This is a genomic window from Pelagivirga sediminicola, from assembly GCF_003072125.1.
GTDB classification, from domain to species: Bacteria; Pseudomonadota; Alphaproteobacteria; order Rhodobacterales; family Rhodobacteraceae; genus Roseovarius; species Roseovarius sediminicola.
On record NZ_QCYH01000005.1, the window covers coordinates 172,174 to 189,125 of the forward strand.

18 protein-coding genes are annotated in these 16,952 nt (G+C 64.5%); 13 read left to right on the plus strand and 5 right to left on the minus strand.

The window, feature by feature from the left end; genetic code table 11:
• Positions 1-4: 4 nt before the first annotated feature.
• Positions 5-2,791 (minus strand): [protein-PII] uridylyltransferase, encoded by a 2,787-nt coding sequence (locus DC366_RS10605; RefSeq protein ID WP_108692178.1) that lies wholly within the window; start codon positions 2,789-2,791, stop codon positions 5-7.
• A 21-nt stretch (positions 2,792-2,812) separates the two neighbouring features.
• Positions 2,813-4,000: a penicillin-binding protein activator gene (locus DC366_RS10610; protein WP_108692179.1), complete on the minus strand. Its 1,188-nt coding sequence runs from the start codon at positions 3,998-4,000 to the stop codon at positions 2,813-2,815.
• 124 nt (positions 4,001-4,124) lie between these two features.
• Here DC366_RS10610 and rsmI point away from each other — a divergent pair, with 124 nt between their 5' ends.
• From rsmI to DC366_RS10630, 4 genes are read left to right on the plus strand one after another with little or no spacing between them, the layout of a single operon-like run.
• Positions 4,125-4,949: a 16S rRNA (cytidine(1402)-2'-O)-methyltransferase gene (rsmI, locus tag DC366_RS10615; protein WP_108692307.1), complete on the plus strand. Its 825-nt coding sequence runs from the start codon at positions 4,125-4,127 to the stop codon at positions 4,947-4,949.
• An 11-nt stretch (positions 4,950-4,960) separates the two neighbouring features.
• On the plus strand, positions 4,961-5,371 hold the full coding sequence (locus tag DC366_RS10620) for a YraN family protein (protein ID WP_165802884.1): 411 nt from the start codon (positions 4,961-4,963) through the stop codon (positions 5,369-5,371).
• 58 nt (positions 5,372-5,429) lie between these two features.
• Positions 5,430-6,365, plus strand: a complete 936-nt coding sequence (gene gshB / locus DC366_RS10625) for a glutathione synthase (RefSeq protein ID WP_108692181.1) — start codon at positions 5,430-5,432, stop codon at positions 6,363-6,365.
• Positions 6,362-7,261 carry an alpha/beta hydrolase gene (locus DC366_RS10630; protein WP_108692182.1) on the plus strand — a complete coding sequence of 300 codons (900 nt, stop codon included), beginning with the start codon at positions 6,362-6,364 and terminating at the stop codon, positions 7,259-7,261. Before gshB ends, DC366_RS10630 begins: the two co-directional genes overlap by 4 nt.
• Here DC366_RS10630 and DC366_RS10635 read toward each other — a convergent pair.
• From DC366_RS10635 to cobU, 3 genes are all read right to left on the minus strand, one after another.
• A complete protein-coding gene (locus DC366_RS10635) occupies positions 7,239-8,753 on the minus strand; it encodes a YifB family Mg chelatase-like AAA ATPase (RefSeq protein ID WP_108692183.1) in 1,515 nt (504 codons plus the stop codon). The genes DC366_RS10630 and DC366_RS10635 overlap by 23 nt on opposite strands.
• An 82-nt stretch (positions 8,754-8,835) precedes the next feature.
• Positions 8,836-9,408, minus strand: coding sequence for a histidine phosphatase family protein (locus DC366_RS10640; RefSeq protein ID WP_108692184.1), 573 nt, complete (start codon positions 9,406-9,408; stop codon positions 8,836-8,838).
• Entirely contained in the window at positions 9,405-9,929 is a 525-nt protein-coding gene (gene cobU, locus DC366_RS10645; protein WP_108692185.1) for a bifunctional adenosylcobinamide kinase/adenosylcobinamide-phosphate guanylyltransferase, read from the minus strand. Before cobU ends, DC366_RS10640 begins: the two co-directional genes overlap by 4 nt.
• Positions 9,930-10,035: 106 nt before the next feature.
• Here cobU and DC366_RS10650 point away from each other — a divergent pair, with 106 nt between their 5' ends.
• The 9 genes from DC366_RS10650 to DC366_RS10690 all read left to right on the plus strand — a co-directional run bounded on the left by DC366_RS10650 (position 10,036) and on the right by DC366_RS10690 (position 16,853).
• Positions 10,036-10,914, plus strand: coding sequence for an RNA polymerase factor sigma-32 (locus tag DC366_RS10650; RefSeq protein ID WP_108692186.1), 879 nt, complete (start codon positions 10,036-10,038; stop codon positions 10,912-10,914).
• A gap of 69 nt (positions 10,915-10,983) precedes the next feature.
• A complete protein-coding gene (gene coaBC / locus DC366_RS10655; protein WP_108692187.1) occupies positions 10,984-12,186 on the plus strand; it encodes a bifunctional phosphopantothenoylcysteine decarboxylase/phosphopantothenate--cysteine ligase CoaBC in 1,203 nt (400 codons plus the stop codon).
• Between the two features lie 121 nt (positions 12,187-12,307).
• Complete coding sequence (locus DC366_RS10660; protein WP_133176196.1) at positions 12,308-12,589, plus strand: TM2 domain-containing protein; 282 nt, start codon at positions 12,308-12,310, stop codon at positions 12,587-12,589.
• A 56-nt stretch (positions 12,590-12,645) separates the two neighbouring features.
• Positions 12,646-12,879, plus strand: a complete 234-nt coding sequence (locus DC366_RS10665; RefSeq protein ID WP_108692189.1) for a TM2 domain-containing protein — start codon at positions 12,646-12,648, stop codon at positions 12,877-12,879.
• A 274-nt stretch (positions 12,880-13,153) separates the two neighbouring features.
• The gene (gene sdhC, locus DC366_RS10670) at positions 13,154-13,537 is read left to right on the plus strand and encodes a succinate dehydrogenase, cytochrome b556 subunit (RefSeq protein WP_108692190.1); all 384 of its coding nucleotides are present in this window, start codon (positions 13,154-13,156) and stop codon (positions 13,535-13,537) included.
• Between the two features lie 13 nt (positions 13,538-13,550).
• Positions 13,551-13,922 carry a succinate dehydrogenase, hydrophobic membrane anchor protein gene (gene sdhD, locus DC366_RS10675; RefSeq protein WP_108692191.1) on the plus strand — a complete coding sequence of 124 codons (372 nt, stop codon included), beginning with the start codon at positions 13,551-13,553 and terminating at the stop codon, positions 13,920-13,922.
• A gap of 12 nt (positions 13,923-13,934) precedes the next feature.
• Positions 13,935-15,740: a succinate dehydrogenase flavoprotein subunit gene (sdhA, locus tag DC366_RS10680; RefSeq protein ID WP_108692192.1), complete on the plus strand. Its 1,806-nt coding sequence runs from the start codon at positions 13,935-13,937 to the stop codon at positions 15,738-15,740.
• Entirely contained in the window at positions 15,740-16,060 is a 321-nt protein-coding gene (locus DC366_RS10685; protein ID WP_108692193.1) for a succinate dehydrogenase, read from the plus strand. The genes sdhA and DC366_RS10685 overlap by 1 nt, the downstream gene beginning before the upstream one ends.
• Before the next feature lie 13 nt (positions 16,061-16,073).
• Complete coding sequence (locus DC366_RS10690) at positions 16,074-16,853, plus strand: succinate dehydrogenase iron-sulfur subunit (protein WP_108692194.1); 780 nt, start codon at positions 16,074-16,076, stop codon at positions 16,851-16,853.
• The last annotated feature ends 99 nt before the right edge of the window (positions 16,854-16,952 follow it).

The window sequence follows — 16,952 nt, forward strand, 5'->3', positions numbered from 1 at the left end:
CAGATCAGCCGCTGGCCCGCTTTACCCCTTCGGTGATGGCCGCGCGCAGCTTCGCCTCCAGCGATTTCTGCTTGGCTTCGGAGTAGAATTTCAAACCGAACATGTCCTTGACATAGAAGGTATCGACCACCTGTTCGCCGAATGTCGCGATCACCGCGCTGGCGATATAGACATGCCCTTCGGCCAGGGTGCGCGTCAGGTCATAGAGCAGGCCGGGACGGTCGCGCGTGTCCACCTCGATGATCGTGTAGATCTCGGAGCCCTCGTTGTCGAAGGTGATATGCGTAGGCACGCGAAAGGCGCGCTCGCGCTTCTTGATCTTGTCGCGCGTCTTGATCGCGTCCTGCGCCGCCACTTCGCCGCGCAGCGTCCTGAGGATGGTGCGGCGCAGGCGTGGCAGGCGCTCGTCCTCGAAGGGGTGGCCCTCGCCGTCCTGGATCCAGAAGACGGCGGTGGCGAAACCGTCCTTCGACGTATAGGTGCGCGCGTCCACGACGCCCGCGCCGACCAGCGCCAGCGCGCCGGCAAGACGCGAAAAGATGCCCGGATGATCGGCCATGACGAAACAGGCGCGGGTGGCGTCGCGGTCCTCGTCGGGGTGCAGGTCGATGCCGATCCCGTCGCGCCCGTCCTCGCGGTCGATGTCTCGCAGAAGATTTGCGAAAATGACATGCGCAGTGACGTGCAGCCCTTGCCAATAGGGCGGATAATGGCGCGCCAGCTCGACCTTCAGATCCTTGGCGTCCCAGCCGGTGAGCGCCTTGCGCAAATTGCGCTTGGCGTCCGAGCCGCGCTGCTCGCGGTTGATATCCTCCAGCCCGTTCTCCATCGCGCCCAGCGTCTGGCGGTAGAGCGCGCGCAAAAGCGACGCCTTCCAGTTATTCCACGTGCCCGGCCCCACGCCGCGAATGTCGCAGACCGTCAGCACGCACAAGAGGTCCAACCGCTCGCGCACCTGAACGGCCTTGGCGAAATCGCGCACGGTGCGCGGGTCCGCAATGTCGCGCTTTTGCGCCATGTCTGACATCAGCAGGTGATAACGCACCAGCCATTCGACGGTGTCCACCTCGCGCGGCTTCAGCCCCAGACGCGGCGCCACCTTGCGCACGATCTTGGCGCCCAGGATCGAGTGATCCTCGCTGCGGCCCTTGCCGATGTCATGCAACAGCAGCGCGACATAGAGGATGCGCCGGTTCACCCCCTTTTCGAGTATCGAGGAGGCGATGGGCAGCTCCTCGATCAGCTCGCCGCGCTCGATCCGGGCAAGGTGGCTGATGCATTGGATCGTGTGCTCGTCCACCGTGTAGTGGTGATACATGTTGAACTGCATCATCGCGACGATCGGCTCGAATTCGGGGATGAAGGCAGGCAGGACGCCCAGCTCGTTCATGCGGCGCAGGGCGCGTTCGGGATTGCCGTGTTTCAGCAGCAGGCCAAGGAACAGCTTTTGCGCCGCCGGGTCATTGCGGACCTCCTCGGTGATCAGATCCAGATGCGCGGTGACCAAACGCATGGCGTCGGGGTGGATCAGCAGGCCGGTGCGCAGCGCCTCCTCGAAGACGCGCAGCAGGTTCAGCGGATCGGACAGAAACGCCGCCTCGTCCACAATGGCCAGCCTTCCGTGCAAGACGACATAGCCGTCTTTCAGCTTGCGCTTGCGGCGAAAAAGACGCTGAAGAAGCGGCTGGGATTTGACATGCGCGGCCTCCAGCTTGCTCAGGAAGATGCGGGTCAGATCGCCGACGGCGGTGGCGTGGCGGAAATAATCCTGCATGAAGATTTCCACGCCGCGCCGCCCTGCGCGATCCTCATATCCCATGCGCTCGGCCACCTCGACCTGAAGATCGAATGTCAGCTTGTCATTGGGCCGCCCGGTGATCAGATGCAGCTGGCAGCGCACCGCCCAGAGGAAATTCTCGGCCTCGGCGAAGGTATCGAATTCGTCCTCGGTGAACAGCCCATGCGTGACCAGCTGCGCGGCATAGGGCACGCGATAGACGTATTTCGCGATCCAGAACAGCGATTGCAGATCGCGCAGGCCGCCCTTGCCCTCCTTGACGTTGGGCTCGACCATATAGCGCTGGCCGCCCTGCTTTTCGTGGCGGGTTTCGCGCTCTTCCAGCTTGGCCTCGGTGAACTCGCGCTCGGTCCCCGAAAAAAGGTCATTCCAGAGCCGTTGGTTCAGCCGCGCCGCCAGCCGCTCGTCCCCGGTCAGCCAGCGGTTTTCAAGAAGGGCGGTGCGGATCGTGAAATCCTCGGTCCCGAGGCGCAGGCAGTCGCGGATGGTGCGGCTGGCATGGCCTACCTTCAGGCGCAGATCCCACAGGATATAGAGCATGGATTCGATCACGCTCTCGGCCCAGCCGGTGATCTTGTAGGGCGTGACGAAGAGCAGATCGATATCCGAATGCGGCGCCATTTCGCCCCGGCCATAGCCGCCGACGGCCAGCACGGTCAGGCGCTGGGACTCGGTCGGTGTGGCCAGCGGGTGCATGATTTCGGTGGCGATGCGGTAGGCGGTCAGCACGAGGCAATCGGTCAGCCAGCTGTAACTGTGCGTCGCCTCGCGCGCGCGCAGCGGATCCGCGGCCAATGCTGCGGCGATGGATGCACGCCCGCGCGCGATCTCGGCCCCCAGAACGTCGACGGCCAGCTTGCGCAGATCGCCCGGCGCGCCCGAGTGTCCGCCATCCAGCGCGGCATCCACCGCGGCGCGGTCAAAGATATCGTCTGCCGGGCAGATCAGGGTGTCCGGCGCGGGATTCCGCGCCGGAGCCGTGTCAGTGTTCATCTTGCGTTGGACCGGGCAGGATCAGAAACCTGCGCCGCCAAATCCCCGCGGCGCCGGATCAAGGATCACCACCTTCTTGTCGCGCACAGTGGCCACTGCCAGACCGCGCTGGTTGGTGCCGTCGCGGCGCAGGCGGAAGACGCCATCGACGCCCTGAAAACCCGCCGACTGCGTCAGCGAGGATTTGGACAGCGCATCGCGCTTGCCGGTCTTGACCAGCGCACCGACCGCGGCGATGCCGTCATAGGCCAGCCCGGCGATTGGATGCGGCTGATTGCCGTTGGTCTGCTGAAACCGCGCCTGGAAACGGGCCGCCTTGCCCGTGTCGGGCATCGCGAACCAGCCGCCCTGCAGACCCGGCAGCTCCAGCGTCTGCGCCGGAGTGTCCCAGCGCGCCAGACCGATATACTGCATGCTCGCGGCATCCAGCCCATTTTCCGGCAGCATCTGCGCAAAGAGGGGCAGCGCACCGGCGGAGTTTGCGGTCAGGAAAATGGCATCGGCGGAATTGGTGCGCGCGCTGCTCACGATCTGCGGCACCGCGGCCACGACACCGTCCTGCGAGAAATCATAGGGCACATTGCCGACGATCTGCGCGCCCGAATTCGCCGCAGCCTTGGCGATGGCCTGCTGGCCAAGCTGGCCGGCCAGATTGTTGGAATACACCGTCAGAATACGCCCCTTGCTCTGGCGCGCCGCATAGCGCGTCAGGCGATCCGCGGTGTTGTCGAAGGTCTGGCCAAGGATGAAGAGGTTGCCGCCCGCGATGGTCGGATTGTTGGAAAACGCCAGAACATTCACGTTCTTCGGGGCCACGGCAACGGCGACGGCATTGGCCGATTCGGCATGCAGTGGCCCGATGATGATCTTGGCCCCGTCGGCGACCGCGTTCAGCGCCGCCTGCTGTGCCTGGCCGGGCTGTCCCGCGGTTCCGTAAACGCGCAGGTCGATCTTGACGCCGCCCAGATCGGCAACTGCCATGCGCGCCGCGGCCTCCAGATCGCGGGCAAGCGCCGCCTCGCCCGGCGCGTTCGAGCCATGCGGAACCAGCAGCGCCACCGAAACCGGCGCGCCGGGATCGATCGGCTGACCTGCACCGCCACCGCCGCCGCCCGGTCCCATGGGCTCGCATGCAGCGATCCAAAGAATGGACAGCACCGCGATCAGGCGGGCCAGCACCTTGCGGGCGATTGGCAAAACAGCAAACATGGGCGATACCTCGTTCAGGGAATGAAGGGCGCGCGATGCGGCGCCAACGTCGTCGAGGCGATCATAAACGTGATATGGGGCGGGTCCAGTGGTGAATCTGAACAAGGCGTCATTGGCGCCGGGCATGTATCTGGTGGCGACCCCGATCGGCGCCGCGCGCGACATCACTTTGCGCACGCTGGACATTCTGGCAGCGGCCGATGTGATCGCGGCCGAAGACACGCGCAGCCTGCGAAAGCTGATGGATATCCACGGTATCGCGCTGGAGGGCCGACCGCTCATCGCCTATCATGACCACAATGGCGCACAGGCGCGTCCAAGGCTGATGGCCGCGCTTGAGGAAGGCAAATCAGTGGTTTACGCGTCCGAGGCCGGCACGCCCATGGTGGCCGATCCAGGGTTTGACCTGGCGCGCGAAGCGATTGGCGCGGGTCACGGCCTGATCTCGGCGCCGGGCCCGTCGGCCGTGATTACCGCGCTGACCCTGTCGGGATTGCCGACGGATCGCTTCCTGTTCGCCGGGTTTCTCCCGAACACGTCCTCTGCGCGAAAAACCGCGCTTCGCAGCCTCGCGCAGGTGCCCGCGACGCTGGCATTCTACGAATCGCCCAAACGCGTCGCCGCCATGTTGCGCGACGCCCGGAATGTGCTGGGCGCGGAACGCCAGGCAGCACTCTGCCGGGAATTGACCAAGAAGTTCGAGGAGGTGTTGCGCGGAACTCTTGACGAACTTGCTGCGGAACTGGGTGAAAATCCGCGAAAAGGCGAGATGGTCGTGCTGATTGATCGGCCGGGGGAACTGTCTGTTAACTTATCTGACATAGAACAGGCCCTGCGTGCCGTGATGGGTGATATGTCTGTGCGGGATGCTGCGGATGCGGTGTCGCATGATCTGGGGCTGAAACGGCGTCAGGTTTACCAGATCGCTTTGAGGCTGGATTCCGAATGACGGAGGGAAACATGACCGAACTGCTGGATATCACCCTGCCACGCGTTACGGCGCCCGCCCGGCGCGATCGCGGCAAACGCGCCTATAACAGCGGTCTTGCGGCCGAAGAGCGCGCCGTGGCGCTCTACACTGCCGCCGGGTTGCGCCTGCTTGAGAGCCGTTGGCGCGGCAAAAGTGGTGAAATCGATCTGATTCTTGCCGATGGAGAAGTGATCGTTTTCGCCGAAGTGAAGCAGGCGCGCACCCATGATGCGGCGATCGCCAGCCTTCGACCTGCCCAAATGCGCCGCATCCACGCCGCCGGGTCGGAGTATCTGGCCTACTGTCCCAAGGGCCAGCTGACGGATGTCCGTTTCGATCTGGCGGTGGTCGATGCCGCCGGCCGCTGCAGTATCATGGAGGGGGTGTTCTCGCATTTCTGAATTGCACCCCTTGGATCCTTCGCGCATGTAGTCAGGGCACAGTACCGGGGGTATCGCCATGAAAATTGCGTTTCAGATGGATCCGATCGGTCCGATCAATATCGACGCCGACAGCACGTTCCGCTTGGCAGAGGAGGCGCAGGCGCGTGGGCATGAGCTGTTTTACTACACGCCCGAAAACCTTGCCTATGACGAAGGGCGGATCACCGCGTGCGGCCAGTCGTTGAAGGTGCAGCGCATTGAGGGTGATCACGCCATTCTGGGCGAGATGCAGACTGTCGATCTTGCCGATTTCGATGTGGTGTGGCTGCGGCAGGATCCGCCGTTCGATATGTTCTATATCACCACGACGCATTTGCTGGACCGCCTTACGCCCGGCACTTTGGTGGTGAACGATCCGTTCTGGGTGCGCAACTTTCCCGAAAAGCTTTTGATTCTCGATTTCCCGGACCTGATGCCGCCCACCGCCATCGCCCGCGATCTGGCGACGATCCGCGCGTTTCGGGACAGGCACGGCGATGTCATTCTCAAGCCGCTTTATGGCAATGGCGGTGCTGGCGTTTTCCTCCTCAAGGGCGGTGACAGCAACCTGAGTTCGCTGCACGAGATGTTTACGGGCTTCAGCCGTGAGCCGCTGATCGTTCAGAAATTTCTGCCGGACGTGTCTAAGGGTGACAAGCGTGTCATCCTCGTTGATGGCGAAGCGGTCGGCGCGATCAACCGCGTCCCCGCAAAGGGCGAGACGCGGTCCAACATGCATGTGGGCGGGCGGCCCGAAAAGGTGGCCCTCACTGATCGCGACCGGGAAATCTGCGCGGCGATCGGTCCGCTTTTGCGCGAAAAGGGCCAGATTTTCGTGGGAATCGACGTTATCGGCGAGTATCTGACCGAGATCAACGTGACCTCGCCCACCGGTATTCAGGAGTTGGAGCGCTTTGACAACGTGAACATCGCAGGCAAGATCTGGGACGCGATCGAGGCGCGGCGGGATTGAGCCTGCGCGCGCGTCTGCTCTGCGGCTGGCTGCGCCAGACCGAAAAGCGCGTCATCGCGCGCGCCGAAGATCCCGCGACGCTGCGCCGGCGTGTCGAGCGCAGTGCGCGGCTGTTTTTCCATCCGCCGCGCGGCACGGTGTTCGATGAGATCGCCTTGGGCGCTGACCTCGCCGCAACGCGGGTGACACCAGCCAAGGAGCGAAGGGGGGCGCCTTTGATCCTCTATCTGCATGGCGGCGGCTATGTTTTCGGCGCCCCGCGCACGCATCGCGCGATGATGGCGCAACTGGCCATGCGCACCGGGTCTTGTGCTGTTCTGCCGCGCTACCGGCTGGCGCCGGAACACCCGTTTCCTGCCGCAATCGATGACGCGATGGCGGCCTATCGCGCGGTGATGGATCATCCGCAGGGTGTCATCCTGGGTGGCGACAGTGCCGGCGGCGGTCTGGCGCTCGCGCTGCTGGCGCAGATCACGCAGGAGGGGTTGCGGCAACCCTTGGCCACGTTCTGCTTTTCGCCGCTGACGGATGTCACGTTTTCAGGCGACAGTTTTGCCGCCAACGCCGAAATCGATCCATTGCTGCCCGCGCACCGGGCCGAGGATATCGCCCAGATGTATCTGCAGGGCGCGGACCCCGCCGATCCGCGCGCATCGCCGCTTTTTGCGGAGTTTGCCGGTGCGGCGCCGGTCTGGCTGACGGTGAGTGATACCGAAATCCTGCTGGACGATACGCGCCGCATGGCCGGACGGCTGACCGATCAGGGTGTGGACGTCACCTGCACAATCGCGCCGGGATTGCCGCATGTCTGGCCGCTGATGCACGTGATCCTGCCCGAGGCGCGGCAGACGCTGGACGAGCTTGCGGCGTGGATCACGTCTCTTTCGCGGAGGTGATCCGATAGCTGGCGGCCTCGGCCACGTGGGGGCGGCGTACCTCGGGCGATCCGTCCAGATCGGCGATGGTGCGCGCGACGCGCAGCACCCTGTGATAGCCGCGCGCCGACAGACCGAACCGTTCGGCCATGCGCGTCAGAAGGGCGCGCCCTTCGGCGTCCGGTGTCGCGACCGCATCCAGCGCGCCGCCTTCGGCGTCCGAGTTCAGCCGCATGCCGTCCATCCCCTCGAAGCGGGCGGACTGCACCGCCTGCGCGGCCGCAACGCGCGCTGCCACGTCGGCCGAGCTGTCGCCCGATGGTGGCAGGTCGAGATCGGCAAAGCTCACCGGCGGCACTTCGACGCGCAGATCGAACCGGTCCATCAGCGGCCCGCTGATGCGGCCCAGATAATCCTCGCCGCAGACCGGCGCGCGGCCGCAGGCGCGGGATGGCTCGCTGAGATAGCCGCATTTGCAAGGGTTGGCGGCGGCGATCAGCATGAAACGGCTGGGATAGGTCACATGCGCGTTGGCGCGGGCGATCATCACCTCGCCCGTCTCGATCGGCTGGCGCAGGGTTTCCAGAACGGTGCGCGAGAATTCGGGAAATTCGTCCATGAACAGCACGCCGTTATGCGCAAGGCTGATCTCGCCGGGCGAGGCGCGGCGCCCGCCGCCGACGATGGCGGCCATCGACGCAGTGTGATGCGGCTCGCGAAAGGGACGGGTGCGGCTGATGCCGCCCTCATCCAGCAACCCGGCGAGCGAGTGGATCATGGATGTCTCAAGCGCCTCGCGCGCGCTGAGCGGCGGCAGGATGCCCGGCAGGCGCGCGGCCAGCATGGATTTGCCTGACCCTGGCGTGCCGATCAACATCAGGTGGTGCCGACCTGCGGCGGCGATTTCCAGCGCGCGTTTTGCGCGTTCCTGCCCCTTCACGTCGCGCAGATCGCGGCCGAGCGCTGGCGGCGTCACCTCGCCGGGCTGCGCCGGGGGCAGGGGCGATTGGCCGGTATAGTGGCGCACCACGTCGGCCAGCGTCGCCGCGCCGATGACATGCGCCGCGCCGACCCAGGCCGCCTCGGCCCCCGATGCCTTGGGGCATAGCAGCGTCCGGTCCTCCTCGGCCGCGGCCATGGCGGCGGGCAGGGCGCCGATCACCGGCATGATGGTGCCGTCGAGCGACAGCTCGCCGAGCGATGTCGTGCCCTCGATCGCGTCCTTGGGGATGATTTCCAGCGCCGCCAACAGCGCCAATGCGATGGGCAGGTCGAAATGGCTGCCCTCCTTGGGCAGGTCGGCAGGGCTGAGATTGACCGTGATGCGTTTGCTGGGCAGCGCGATGGCCATCGAGGTCAGCGCGGTGCGCACGCGGTCGCGCGCCTCGCTGACGGCCTTGTCGGGAAGGCCGACCAGCGAAAAGGCCGGCACGCCGGGCGTGACGGCGCATTGCACCTCGACATGGCGGGCCTCTACCCCCTCGAAGGCGACCGTATAGGCGCGCGCAATCATGTCCTGCCCCTCTGGCTTTTGGTTAACGTTACCGCGGCAGAGATTTAGGAATGGTTAACGCAGATGCGGGAATTTGAGCATGTCAGGGCAGATGGTTGATGCCGTCCGCCTGCCAGCGCGCGCCGTCATGGCGCAGCGTGGTGACCGACAGATTGTCGATGCGGTGGCCGAACGCCTGATAGGCGGTGATCCCCAGCGCTGTCTGCAGCTGCGTCAGGATCGCCCCCATATGCGCCACGGCAATGATGTCGCGTCCCGGATGGGCCGCGCGCAGCATGGCGACAGCGGCGGTCACGCGCGCTTTGGCGGCGTTCCAGCTCTCACCGCCCGGCGCGGTCAGATCGCCGGGCGTGTCCCAGAAGGCGCGCAGGCGTTCACGCTCGGGGGCCGTGTCGAAACTTGCCATCTCCCACGCGCCGAAATTGATCTCGCGCAGGCCGGGATTGTCGGGCAGGCGCAGGCGCGCGCCCTGTATCGCGGTGGCCGTGTCATGGGCGCGGATCAGATCGGAGGAAACAACCAGCGCATCCTGCGGCAGGTGTGCAGACAGGCGCGCCAGTTGCGCGGTATCGCTCAGATCCGCGGGCAGATCGGTCCAGCCAACCATGGCCTGCGCATGCGTGGGGCCGTGCCGGACCCAGAAAAAGCGGCTCACGGCAGCGCGCCTTTCAGCACGGATGGCAGACCGGCAGTAATGAGAACGACCAGACCGGCGCGCGCGGCCAGCCGTTGGTTCAGGCCGCCTTGGGCGCGCTGGAACCGGCGGGCCAATGCGTTATCCGGCACCACCGACAGCCCGACCTCGTTGCTGACCGCCACGACCGGCGCCGCGCAGGCATCGAGCGCCTGCAAAAGCGCCGCCTCGGCCTCTGCCAGATCGCTGCCCGCAAGCATGTGATTGCTCAGCCACAAGGTCGCGCAGTCCAGCAAGATCGCCTGATCCGCCTGCGCGGCGCCCAGCGCCGGGGCGGGGTCCAGCGGCGCCTCGATCGTGGTCCACCCGTCTTTGCTGCGCGCCGCGCGGTGCTGCGCGATCTGCGCGCGCATCTCGTCATCATATGCCTCGGCGGTGGCCAGATAGAGACGCCGCGTGCTGGCGCGCCGCACCAGCCCCTCCGCATAGGCCGACTTGCCCGAGGCCGCGCCCCCTAGCACCAAAGTCAGGCTTGGCAACATTAAAACTGAACCCTTTATTGATCCGAAGCGTTACTTCTCCCGTAACACCTAGCGAAACACTGAGGAAGAGCGCGCCGCCTGACGCTCGCAAACCGGGGGAAGAACGATGGCTCTGGATATGCAACAATCAAGCTCGATGTCCCGCAAGGCCATGAAGGCCGAGTTGCTGGATGCCGAGACCGAGCTGAAGCTGGCATATGCGTGGCGCGATGATCGCGACGAAGAGGCGCTTCACCGTCTGATCAACGCATATATGCGCCTCGCGATTTCCATGGCATCCAAGTTTCGCAGATACGGCGCGCCGATGAACGACCTCATTCAGGAGGCTGGGCTGGGCCTGATGAAGGCCGCCGAAAAGTTCGATCCCGATCGCGGTGTGCGGTTTTCGACCTATGCGGTCTGGTGGATCAAGGCCAGCGTTCAGGATTACGTGATGCGCAACTGGTCCATGGTGCGCACCGGCTCCACATCCTCGCAAAAGTCGTTGTTTTTCAACATGCGCCGCGTGCAGGCCCGGCTGGAGCGTGAGGCGATGGCGCAGGGCGCCGAACTGGATGGCTATCAGCTGCGCGAGATGATTGCGCAAGAGGTCGGCGTGCCGCTGCGCGACGTCGAAATGATGCAGGGCCGTCTTTCGGGGTCGGACTTTTCGCTCAACGCGACGCAAAGCTCCGAGGATGAAGGGCGCGAATGGATCGACGCGCTGGAGGATGACGCACCTCGCGGCGATCAGCTGGTCGAGGTCGATCACGACATGGAGGCGCTGCGCAGATGGCTGGTTGCCGCCATGGAGCAGTTGAACGAGCGCGAGCGGTTCATCGTGCGCGAGCGCAAGCTGCGCGACGAGCCGCGCACGCTTGAAAGCCTCGGCACCGAGCTGAACCTGTCCAAGGAGCGCGTGCGCCAGTTGGAAGCGGCCGCGTTCCTGAAGATGCGCAAGTCGCTGGAGGCCAACGGCGCCGAGGTTCAGAGCCTTCTGGCCTAGTCGCTCACGGTCTTGTCACGGGCGGGGTGCGCACCTAGTGTTCGCAACACCTGACACCCGGAGGGCCGGATGCTGACCTCGAAGCGTATCTTGCTGATCATCGGCGGCGGCATTGCCGCCTTCAAGGCGCTGGATCTGATCCGGCGCCTTCGCGAGCGCGGCGTCTCGGTCACGCCGGTCCTGACCCGCGCCGGGGCGCAGTTCGTGACGCCCCTGTCGGTCTCCGCACTCGCCGGTCAAAAGCTGTTCAGCGATCTGTTCGACCTCACCGATGAGGCCGAAATGGGCCATATCGAGCTGAGCCGCAGCGCCGATCTGATCGTTGTCGCGCCCGCGACCGCCGATCTCATGGCGCGGATGGCGCAGGGGCGGGCGGACGATCTGGCCTCGACGCTGCTGCTGGCGACCGACACGCCCGTTCTGATCGCGCCCGCGATGAACGTGCGCATGTGGCAGCACGCGGCGACGCAGCGCAATATTGCCACCCTGCGCGGCGATGGCATCCGGTTCGTCGGCCCGAATGATGGCGACATGGCCTGCGGCGAACACGGGCCGGGCCGCATGGCCGAACCGTTAGAGATTGTCGCGGCCGTTCAATCCGCGCTGGCGGACGGCCCGCTGAAAGGGCGGCGCATCCTTGTCACCTCCGGCCCGACCCACGAGCCGATTGATCCGGTGCGCTACATCGCCAACCGCTCGTCCGGCGCGCAAGGCACCGCGATCGCCCGCGCGCTGGCGGCGTTTGGCGCCGAGGTGGTTTTCGTCACCGGACCCGCCGACATGCCTGCGCCGGGCGGCGTTGAAGTGCAACGGGTGGAGACGGCGCAGCAAATGCTGGCTGCGTGCGAGACCGCGCTGCCGGTGGATGCGGCTGTCTGCGCCGCGGCTGTGGCGGATTGGCGGGTGGCCTCTGCGTCACCGTCGAAGATGAAAAAGACCGCGGGCGGGCTGCCGCAACTGGAATTCGCCGAAAATCCCGACATCCTCGCCGCATTGTCTCAGCGGGCGGAGAACCGGCCCGGTCTGGTGATCGGGTTCGCCGCCGAAACCGACGATCTGGAGGCCAATGCCGCGGCCAAGCTGAAACGCAAGGGCTGCGACTGGATCGTGGCCAACGATGTGAGCGAGGCGATGGGGATCATGGGCGGGACCGAGAATGCCGTTACGCTGATAACACAGTCCGGCACGGAACGCTGGCCGCGCATGTCGAAGTACCGCGTCGCGGCGCGTCTGGCCGGGAAAATCGCGGACGTACTGACGGGCTCTGACTGAGATCGTGATGCGATATGGGCACGAGGGATGACGCCGCGTCATGGCGTGGCGCAATATTTCTTGCGCGGTGCCATGGTTTGCGCCAAAAGAAGCGGCGCAGTGCCCCAGGACGGTCGAAATAATGCAGAAAGCTTCCGAAAGGTCGCCTAAATCCTACGGGGTGGCGGTCACGTTATGCGGGGTTTTCGGAGTGCTGGGGCTGCACCATTTCTATCTTGAGGACTGGTTGCATGGATTGGCGGATGTCGCGCTTGTCGTCATGGCGATCGGATTTGCCGTTCAGGGATATCCGGGATTGGCGCTGTTGACGGTTCTTCTGGATGCCGTCCATACGATCATAATCTTCTACTACCTGATCATCGAGAAGTGGCGCGATGGCCAGGGGCGGCCCGTGACGCTTTAGTCCGCGGCCGCCACAAACAGGCGCCAGTGGGGCGCCCCATTCATAGGGACATTGAAATGACAGATTCCACCCTCGTTCAGCCGGTCAGCGACAAGAAGTTCGTGCCGGCGGTATTGCTCTGCTTCTTCCTCGGCGGGCTTGGCGTTCACCGGTTTTACCTGGGCAAGATCGGCACGGGCATCCTGATGCTGCTGACGCTGGGCGGCCTCGGCATCTGGACGATCATCGATTTCGTCCGCCTGATCGTCGGCTCGCTCAAGGACAAGAACGGTCTGCCGCTGCAGCACTGAACCGGTTTTGCCGCGCCCGCCGGGACGTGGGCGCGGCGAGACGCCTTTGCCGACTCGGGCGGGCGCGCCGCAGGGCAGCCACGCGCCTCACGGCATGATATTTGTGATCACACGCCATAATGTGTGATCACAAAACGCGATTCTGACCTGCATGTATGCCATTTTAGGTGGTTTTGGGCTGGGCAAGCGCGCCAAGACGGCTAGAACATCATTCAAGTGATTGCATCGGCGCACTTGGCGACCGGCGCAAGTGGCAAGCAAAGGATCAATCGGAATGGCTGATGTGAACCGGGGCGATCGCCCGCTTTCACCGCATATTTCAATCTATCGCCCGCAGATGACGTCCATTAGCTCGATCCTGACACGGATCACCGGCAATGCGCTGATCGTTTCGGTGCTGTTGATGGTCTGGTGGCTTCTGGCGGCGGCGACCGGACCGGAATATTTCGATACCGCAAATGCCGTGCTCACGTCATGGTTCGGCGATCTGGTGCTGACGCTCTCGCTTTGGGCGATCTGGTATCACTACCTGGCGGGGCTGCGGCACCTGATCTGGGACACGGGCCGCGCGCTGGACATCAAGTCTGCCGAGACGCTGGGCTGGGTCTGCGTGATCGGTTCGGTCGTGCTGACCGTTCTGACCATCATCATCATCTGAGGAAGGGCAAATCATGCGTTATCTGACCGCCCGCAAGCGCGCGATTGGCAAGGGCGCCGCACATTCCGGCACCGAGCATCACTGGTACATGATTGTCAGCGCCGTTGGCCTTGCGCTGATCGTGCCGACATTCCTCTATATCTTCGGGTCCACACTGGGCGGCACCCGCGAGGAGGTGATCGCCACGCTCGGCCATCCGGCCGTGGCCATCCTGTTCGGCCTCGTGCTGTTCGTCGGGCTGGAGCATTTCCGCAAGGGCGCGCGGACCATGATCGAGGATTATTCCGACGGCCTCACCCGCAAGGTGCTGATCATTTCGGTGACGGTGCTGTCCTACGGGTTGACGGCGACCGGGCTTTTTGCCGTTGCCAAAATCGCGATTTGAGGAACTGACCCAATGGCCAAATACGAATACGAGACGCATGATTACGACGTCGTGGTTGTGGGCGCCGGCGGCGCCGGCCTGCGCGCGACGCTTGGCATGGCCGAGCAGGGGCTGCGCACCGCCTGCGTGACCAAGGTGTTCCCGACCCGCTCGCACACGGTTGCCGCGCAAGGCGGCATTGCCGCGTCGCTGTCGAACATGGGCCCCGATCACTGGCAGTGGCATATGTATGACACGGTCAAGGGGTCCGATTGGCTGGGCGATACAGACGCGATGGAGTATCTGGCCCGCGAGGCGCCCAAGGCGGTGTATGAGCTGGAGCATTACGGCGTCCCGTTCAGCCGCACCGAAGAGGGCAAGATCTATCAGCGCCCCTTTGGCGGCCACACCACCGAATTCGGCGAAGGCCCCGCGGTGCAGCGCACCTGCGCCGCCGCCGACCGCACTGGTCACGCGATTCTGCACACGCTCTATGGTCAGAGCCTGAAGCAGAAGGCCGAGTTCTATATCGAGTATTTCGCCATCGACCTGCTGATGTCCGACGATGGTGCCTGCACCGGCGTCGTCTGTTGGAAGCTGGACGACGGCACGATGCATGTCTTCAACGCCAAGACGGTGGTTCTGGCCACCGGCGGCTATGGCCGCGCCTATTTCTCAGCCACCTCCGCGCATACCTGCACCGGCGATGGCGGCGGCATGGTGGCGCGGGCGGGCCTGCCGCTTCAGGATATGGAGTTCGTGCAATTCCACCCCACAGGCATCTACGGCGCGGGCTGCCTGATTACCGAGGGCGCGCGCGGCGAGGGCGGGTATCTGACCAACTCCGAGGGCGAGCGGTTCATGGAGCGCTATGCGCCCCAATACAAGGATCTGGCCCCGCGCGACTATGTCAGCCGCTCGATGACGATGGAAATCCGCGAAGGGCGCGGCGTCGGCAAGGACAGCGATCACATACACCTGAACCTGTCGCACCTGCCGCCCGAGGCGCTGCATGTGCGCCTGCCGGGCATCTCGGAATCCGCCAAGATCTTTGCTGGTGTCGATGTGACCAAAGAGCCGATCCCGGTCATTCCCACCGTGCATTACAACATGGGCGGCATCCCCACGAACTACTGGGGCGAGGTGCTGAACCCGACCGCGGACGCGCCCAACGCCGTCGTGCCGGGCCTGATGGCCGTGGGCGAGGCGGGCTGTGCCTCGGTGCATGGGGCAAACCGGCTCGGCTCGAACTCGCTGATCGATCTGGTGGTCTTTGGCCGCGCGGCCGCGATCCGCGCGGGCAAGGTAGTGGACCCCGACTCGGCCGTGCCCGCGACGAACAAGGCGGGCGTCGAAAAGGCGTTCGAGCGTTTCGACAGCATCCGCAACGCCAATGGCGGCACCCCCACCGCCGAGTTGCGCGTCGAGATGCAAAAGACCATGCAGGCCGATGCCGCCGTGTTCCGCACGTCCAAGACGCTGGCCGAAGGGCTGGAGAAGATGGGCGAAATCGCGGCCAAGCTGGACGATCTGCACGTCACCGATCGCAGCCTGGTCTGGAACACCGACCTGATGGAAACGCTGGAGCTGACCAACCTCATGCCCAATGCGATGGCCACCATCGCCGGGGCCGAGGCGCGCCATGAAAGCCGCGGCGCCCACGCGCACGAGGATTTCGAGAAACGCGATGATGAAAACTGGCGCGTCCATACGATCGCGCGGGTGGATGGCCCCAAGGTCGATCTCAGCTATCGCCCCATCGTCGAGACCCCGCTGACGACCGAGGCAGAGGGCGGCATCTCGATGAAGAAGATCGCCCCGAAAGAGCGGACGTTCTGATGCGCGCACTTGGCATACTCGCGGTTTGCGCAACGGCGCTGAGTGCCTGCGCCACGGCCAATGACATGGCCGACGATCTGGCGCGCGGCCGGGCCAAGGCCGTGGTGAACGGCTATGTCGCCGACAGGTATCCGGGGCTGAACGCCGCGCCGATCACCGATTGCATCATCGACGCCGCCGACGCGCGCGACATCATGCAGATCGCCAGCGCGACGGTGACGGGCCTTGATGCCGCAACGGCCGAGCAGATCAGCCGGATCGCGCGCCGCCCCGAATCCATACAATGCATTGCCCGGAACGGCGTGACCTTGCTCAGCTGACAGGAGTAGAAGAATGGTTCAACTCACATTGCCGAAAAACAGCCGCATGGTGACGGGCAAGACATGGCCCAAGCCCGAGGGCGCCACCAACCTGCGCAAGTTCAGCATCTATCGCTGGTCGCCCGATGACGGCCAGAACCCGCGCGTGGACACCTATTTCGTCGACATGGACGATTGCGGCCCGATGGTTCTGGACGCGCTCATCAAGATCAAGACCGACATCGACCCGACGCTGTCCTTCCGGCGGTCCTGCCGCGAGGGGATCTGCGGCAGTTGCTCGATGAATATCGGCGGCATCAACACGCTGGCCTGCATCTATGGCATGGACGAGGTGAAGGGCGACGTGAAGATCTACCCGCTGCCGCACATGCCCGTCGTGCGCGACCTGATCACCGACCTCACCCATTTCTACGCCCAGCATGCCAGCATCATGCCGTGGCTGGAGACCGAGACAAACGAGCCGGCAAAGGAATGGAAGCAGTCCATCGAGGACCGCGAGAAGCTGGACGGTCTTTACGAATGCGTCATGTGCGCCTGCTGCTCGACCGCGTGTCCCAGCTATTGGTGGAATGGCGACAGGTATCTGGGCCCGGCCGCGCTGCTGCATGCCTATCGCTGGATCATCGATTCGCGCGACGAGGCGACGGGCGAGCGGCTGGACGATCTGGAAGACCCGTTCAAGCTCTATCGTTGCCACACGATCATGAACTGCACCAAGACGTGCCCCAAGGGTCTGAACCCTGCAAAGGCCATCGCGAACATCAAGAAGATGATGGTAGAGCGCGCAGTTTGATGCTGAAGTGACGCACGCAGTATAGCAGGCCGCCTTGCGGCCTGCTTTTCTATTTGCGAGCCAGTGTGCGAGCCGAGAGAAATTCGACGCTCTGCTGTT

Excerpts from the sequence above, each read along its gene's own strand:
- DC366_RS10605 (WP_108692178.1), bottom strand. The coding sequence starts at position 2,791 with ATGAACACTGACACGGCTCCGGCGCGGAATCCCGCGCCGGACACCCTG.
- DC366_RS10610 (WP_108692179.1), bottom strand. The coding sequence starts at position 4,000 with ATGTTTGCTGTTTTGCCAATCGCCCGCAAGGTGCTGGCCCGCCTGATC.
- rsmI (WP_108692307.1), top strand. The coding sequence starts at position 4,125 with ATGTATCTGGTGGCGACCCCGATCGGCGCCGCGCGCGACATCACTTTG.
- DC366_RS10620 (WP_165802884.1), top strand. The coding sequence starts at position 4,961 with ATGACCGAACTGCTGGATATCACCCTGCCACGCGTTACGGCGCCCGCC.
- gshB (WP_108692181.1), top strand. The coding sequence starts at position 5,430 with ATGAAAATTGCGTTTCAGATGGATCCGATCGGTCCGATCAATATCGAC.
- DC366_RS10635 (WP_108692183.1), bottom strand. The coding sequence starts at position 8,753 with ATGATTGCGCGCGCCTATACGGTCGCCTTCGAGGGGGTAGAGGCCCGC.
- cobU (WP_108692185.1), bottom strand. The coding sequence starts at position 9,929 with ATGTTGCCAAGCCTGACTTTGGTGCTAGGGGGCGCGGCCTCGGGCAAG.
- DC366_RS10650 (WP_108692186.1), top strand. The coding sequence starts at position 10,036 with ATGGCTCTGGATATGCAACAATCAAGCTCGATGTCCCGCAAGGCCATG.
- coaBC (WP_108692187.1), top strand. The coding sequence starts at position 10,984 with ATGCTGACCTCGAAGCGTATCTTGCTGATCATCGGCGGCGGCATTGCC.
- DC366_RS10660 (WP_133176196.1), top strand. The coding sequence starts at position 12,308 with ATGCAGAAAGCTTCCGAAAGGTCGCCTAAATCCTACGGGGTGGCGGTC.
- DC366_RS10665 (WP_108692189.1), top strand. The coding sequence starts at position 12,646 with ATGACAGATTCCACCCTCGTTCAGCCGGTCAGCGACAAGAAGTTCGTG.
- sdhC (WP_108692190.1), top strand. The coding sequence starts at position 13,154 with ATGGCTGATGTGAACCGGGGCGATCGCCCGCTTTCACCGCATATTTCA.
- sdhD (WP_108692191.1), top strand. The coding sequence starts at position 13,551 with ATGCGTTATCTGACCGCCCGCAAGCGCGCGATTGGCAAGGGCGCCGCA.
- sdhA (WP_108692192.1), top strand. The coding sequence starts at position 13,935 with ATGGCCAAATACGAATACGAGACGCATGATTACGACGTCGTGGTTGTG.
- DC366_RS10685 (WP_108692193.1), top strand. The coding sequence starts at position 15,740 with ATGCGCGCACTTGGCATACTCGCGGTTTGCGCAACGGCGCTGAGTGCC.
- DC366_RS10690 (WP_108692194.1), top strand. The coding sequence starts at position 16,074 with ATGGTTCAACTCACATTGCCGAAAAACAGCCGCATGGTGACGGGCAAG.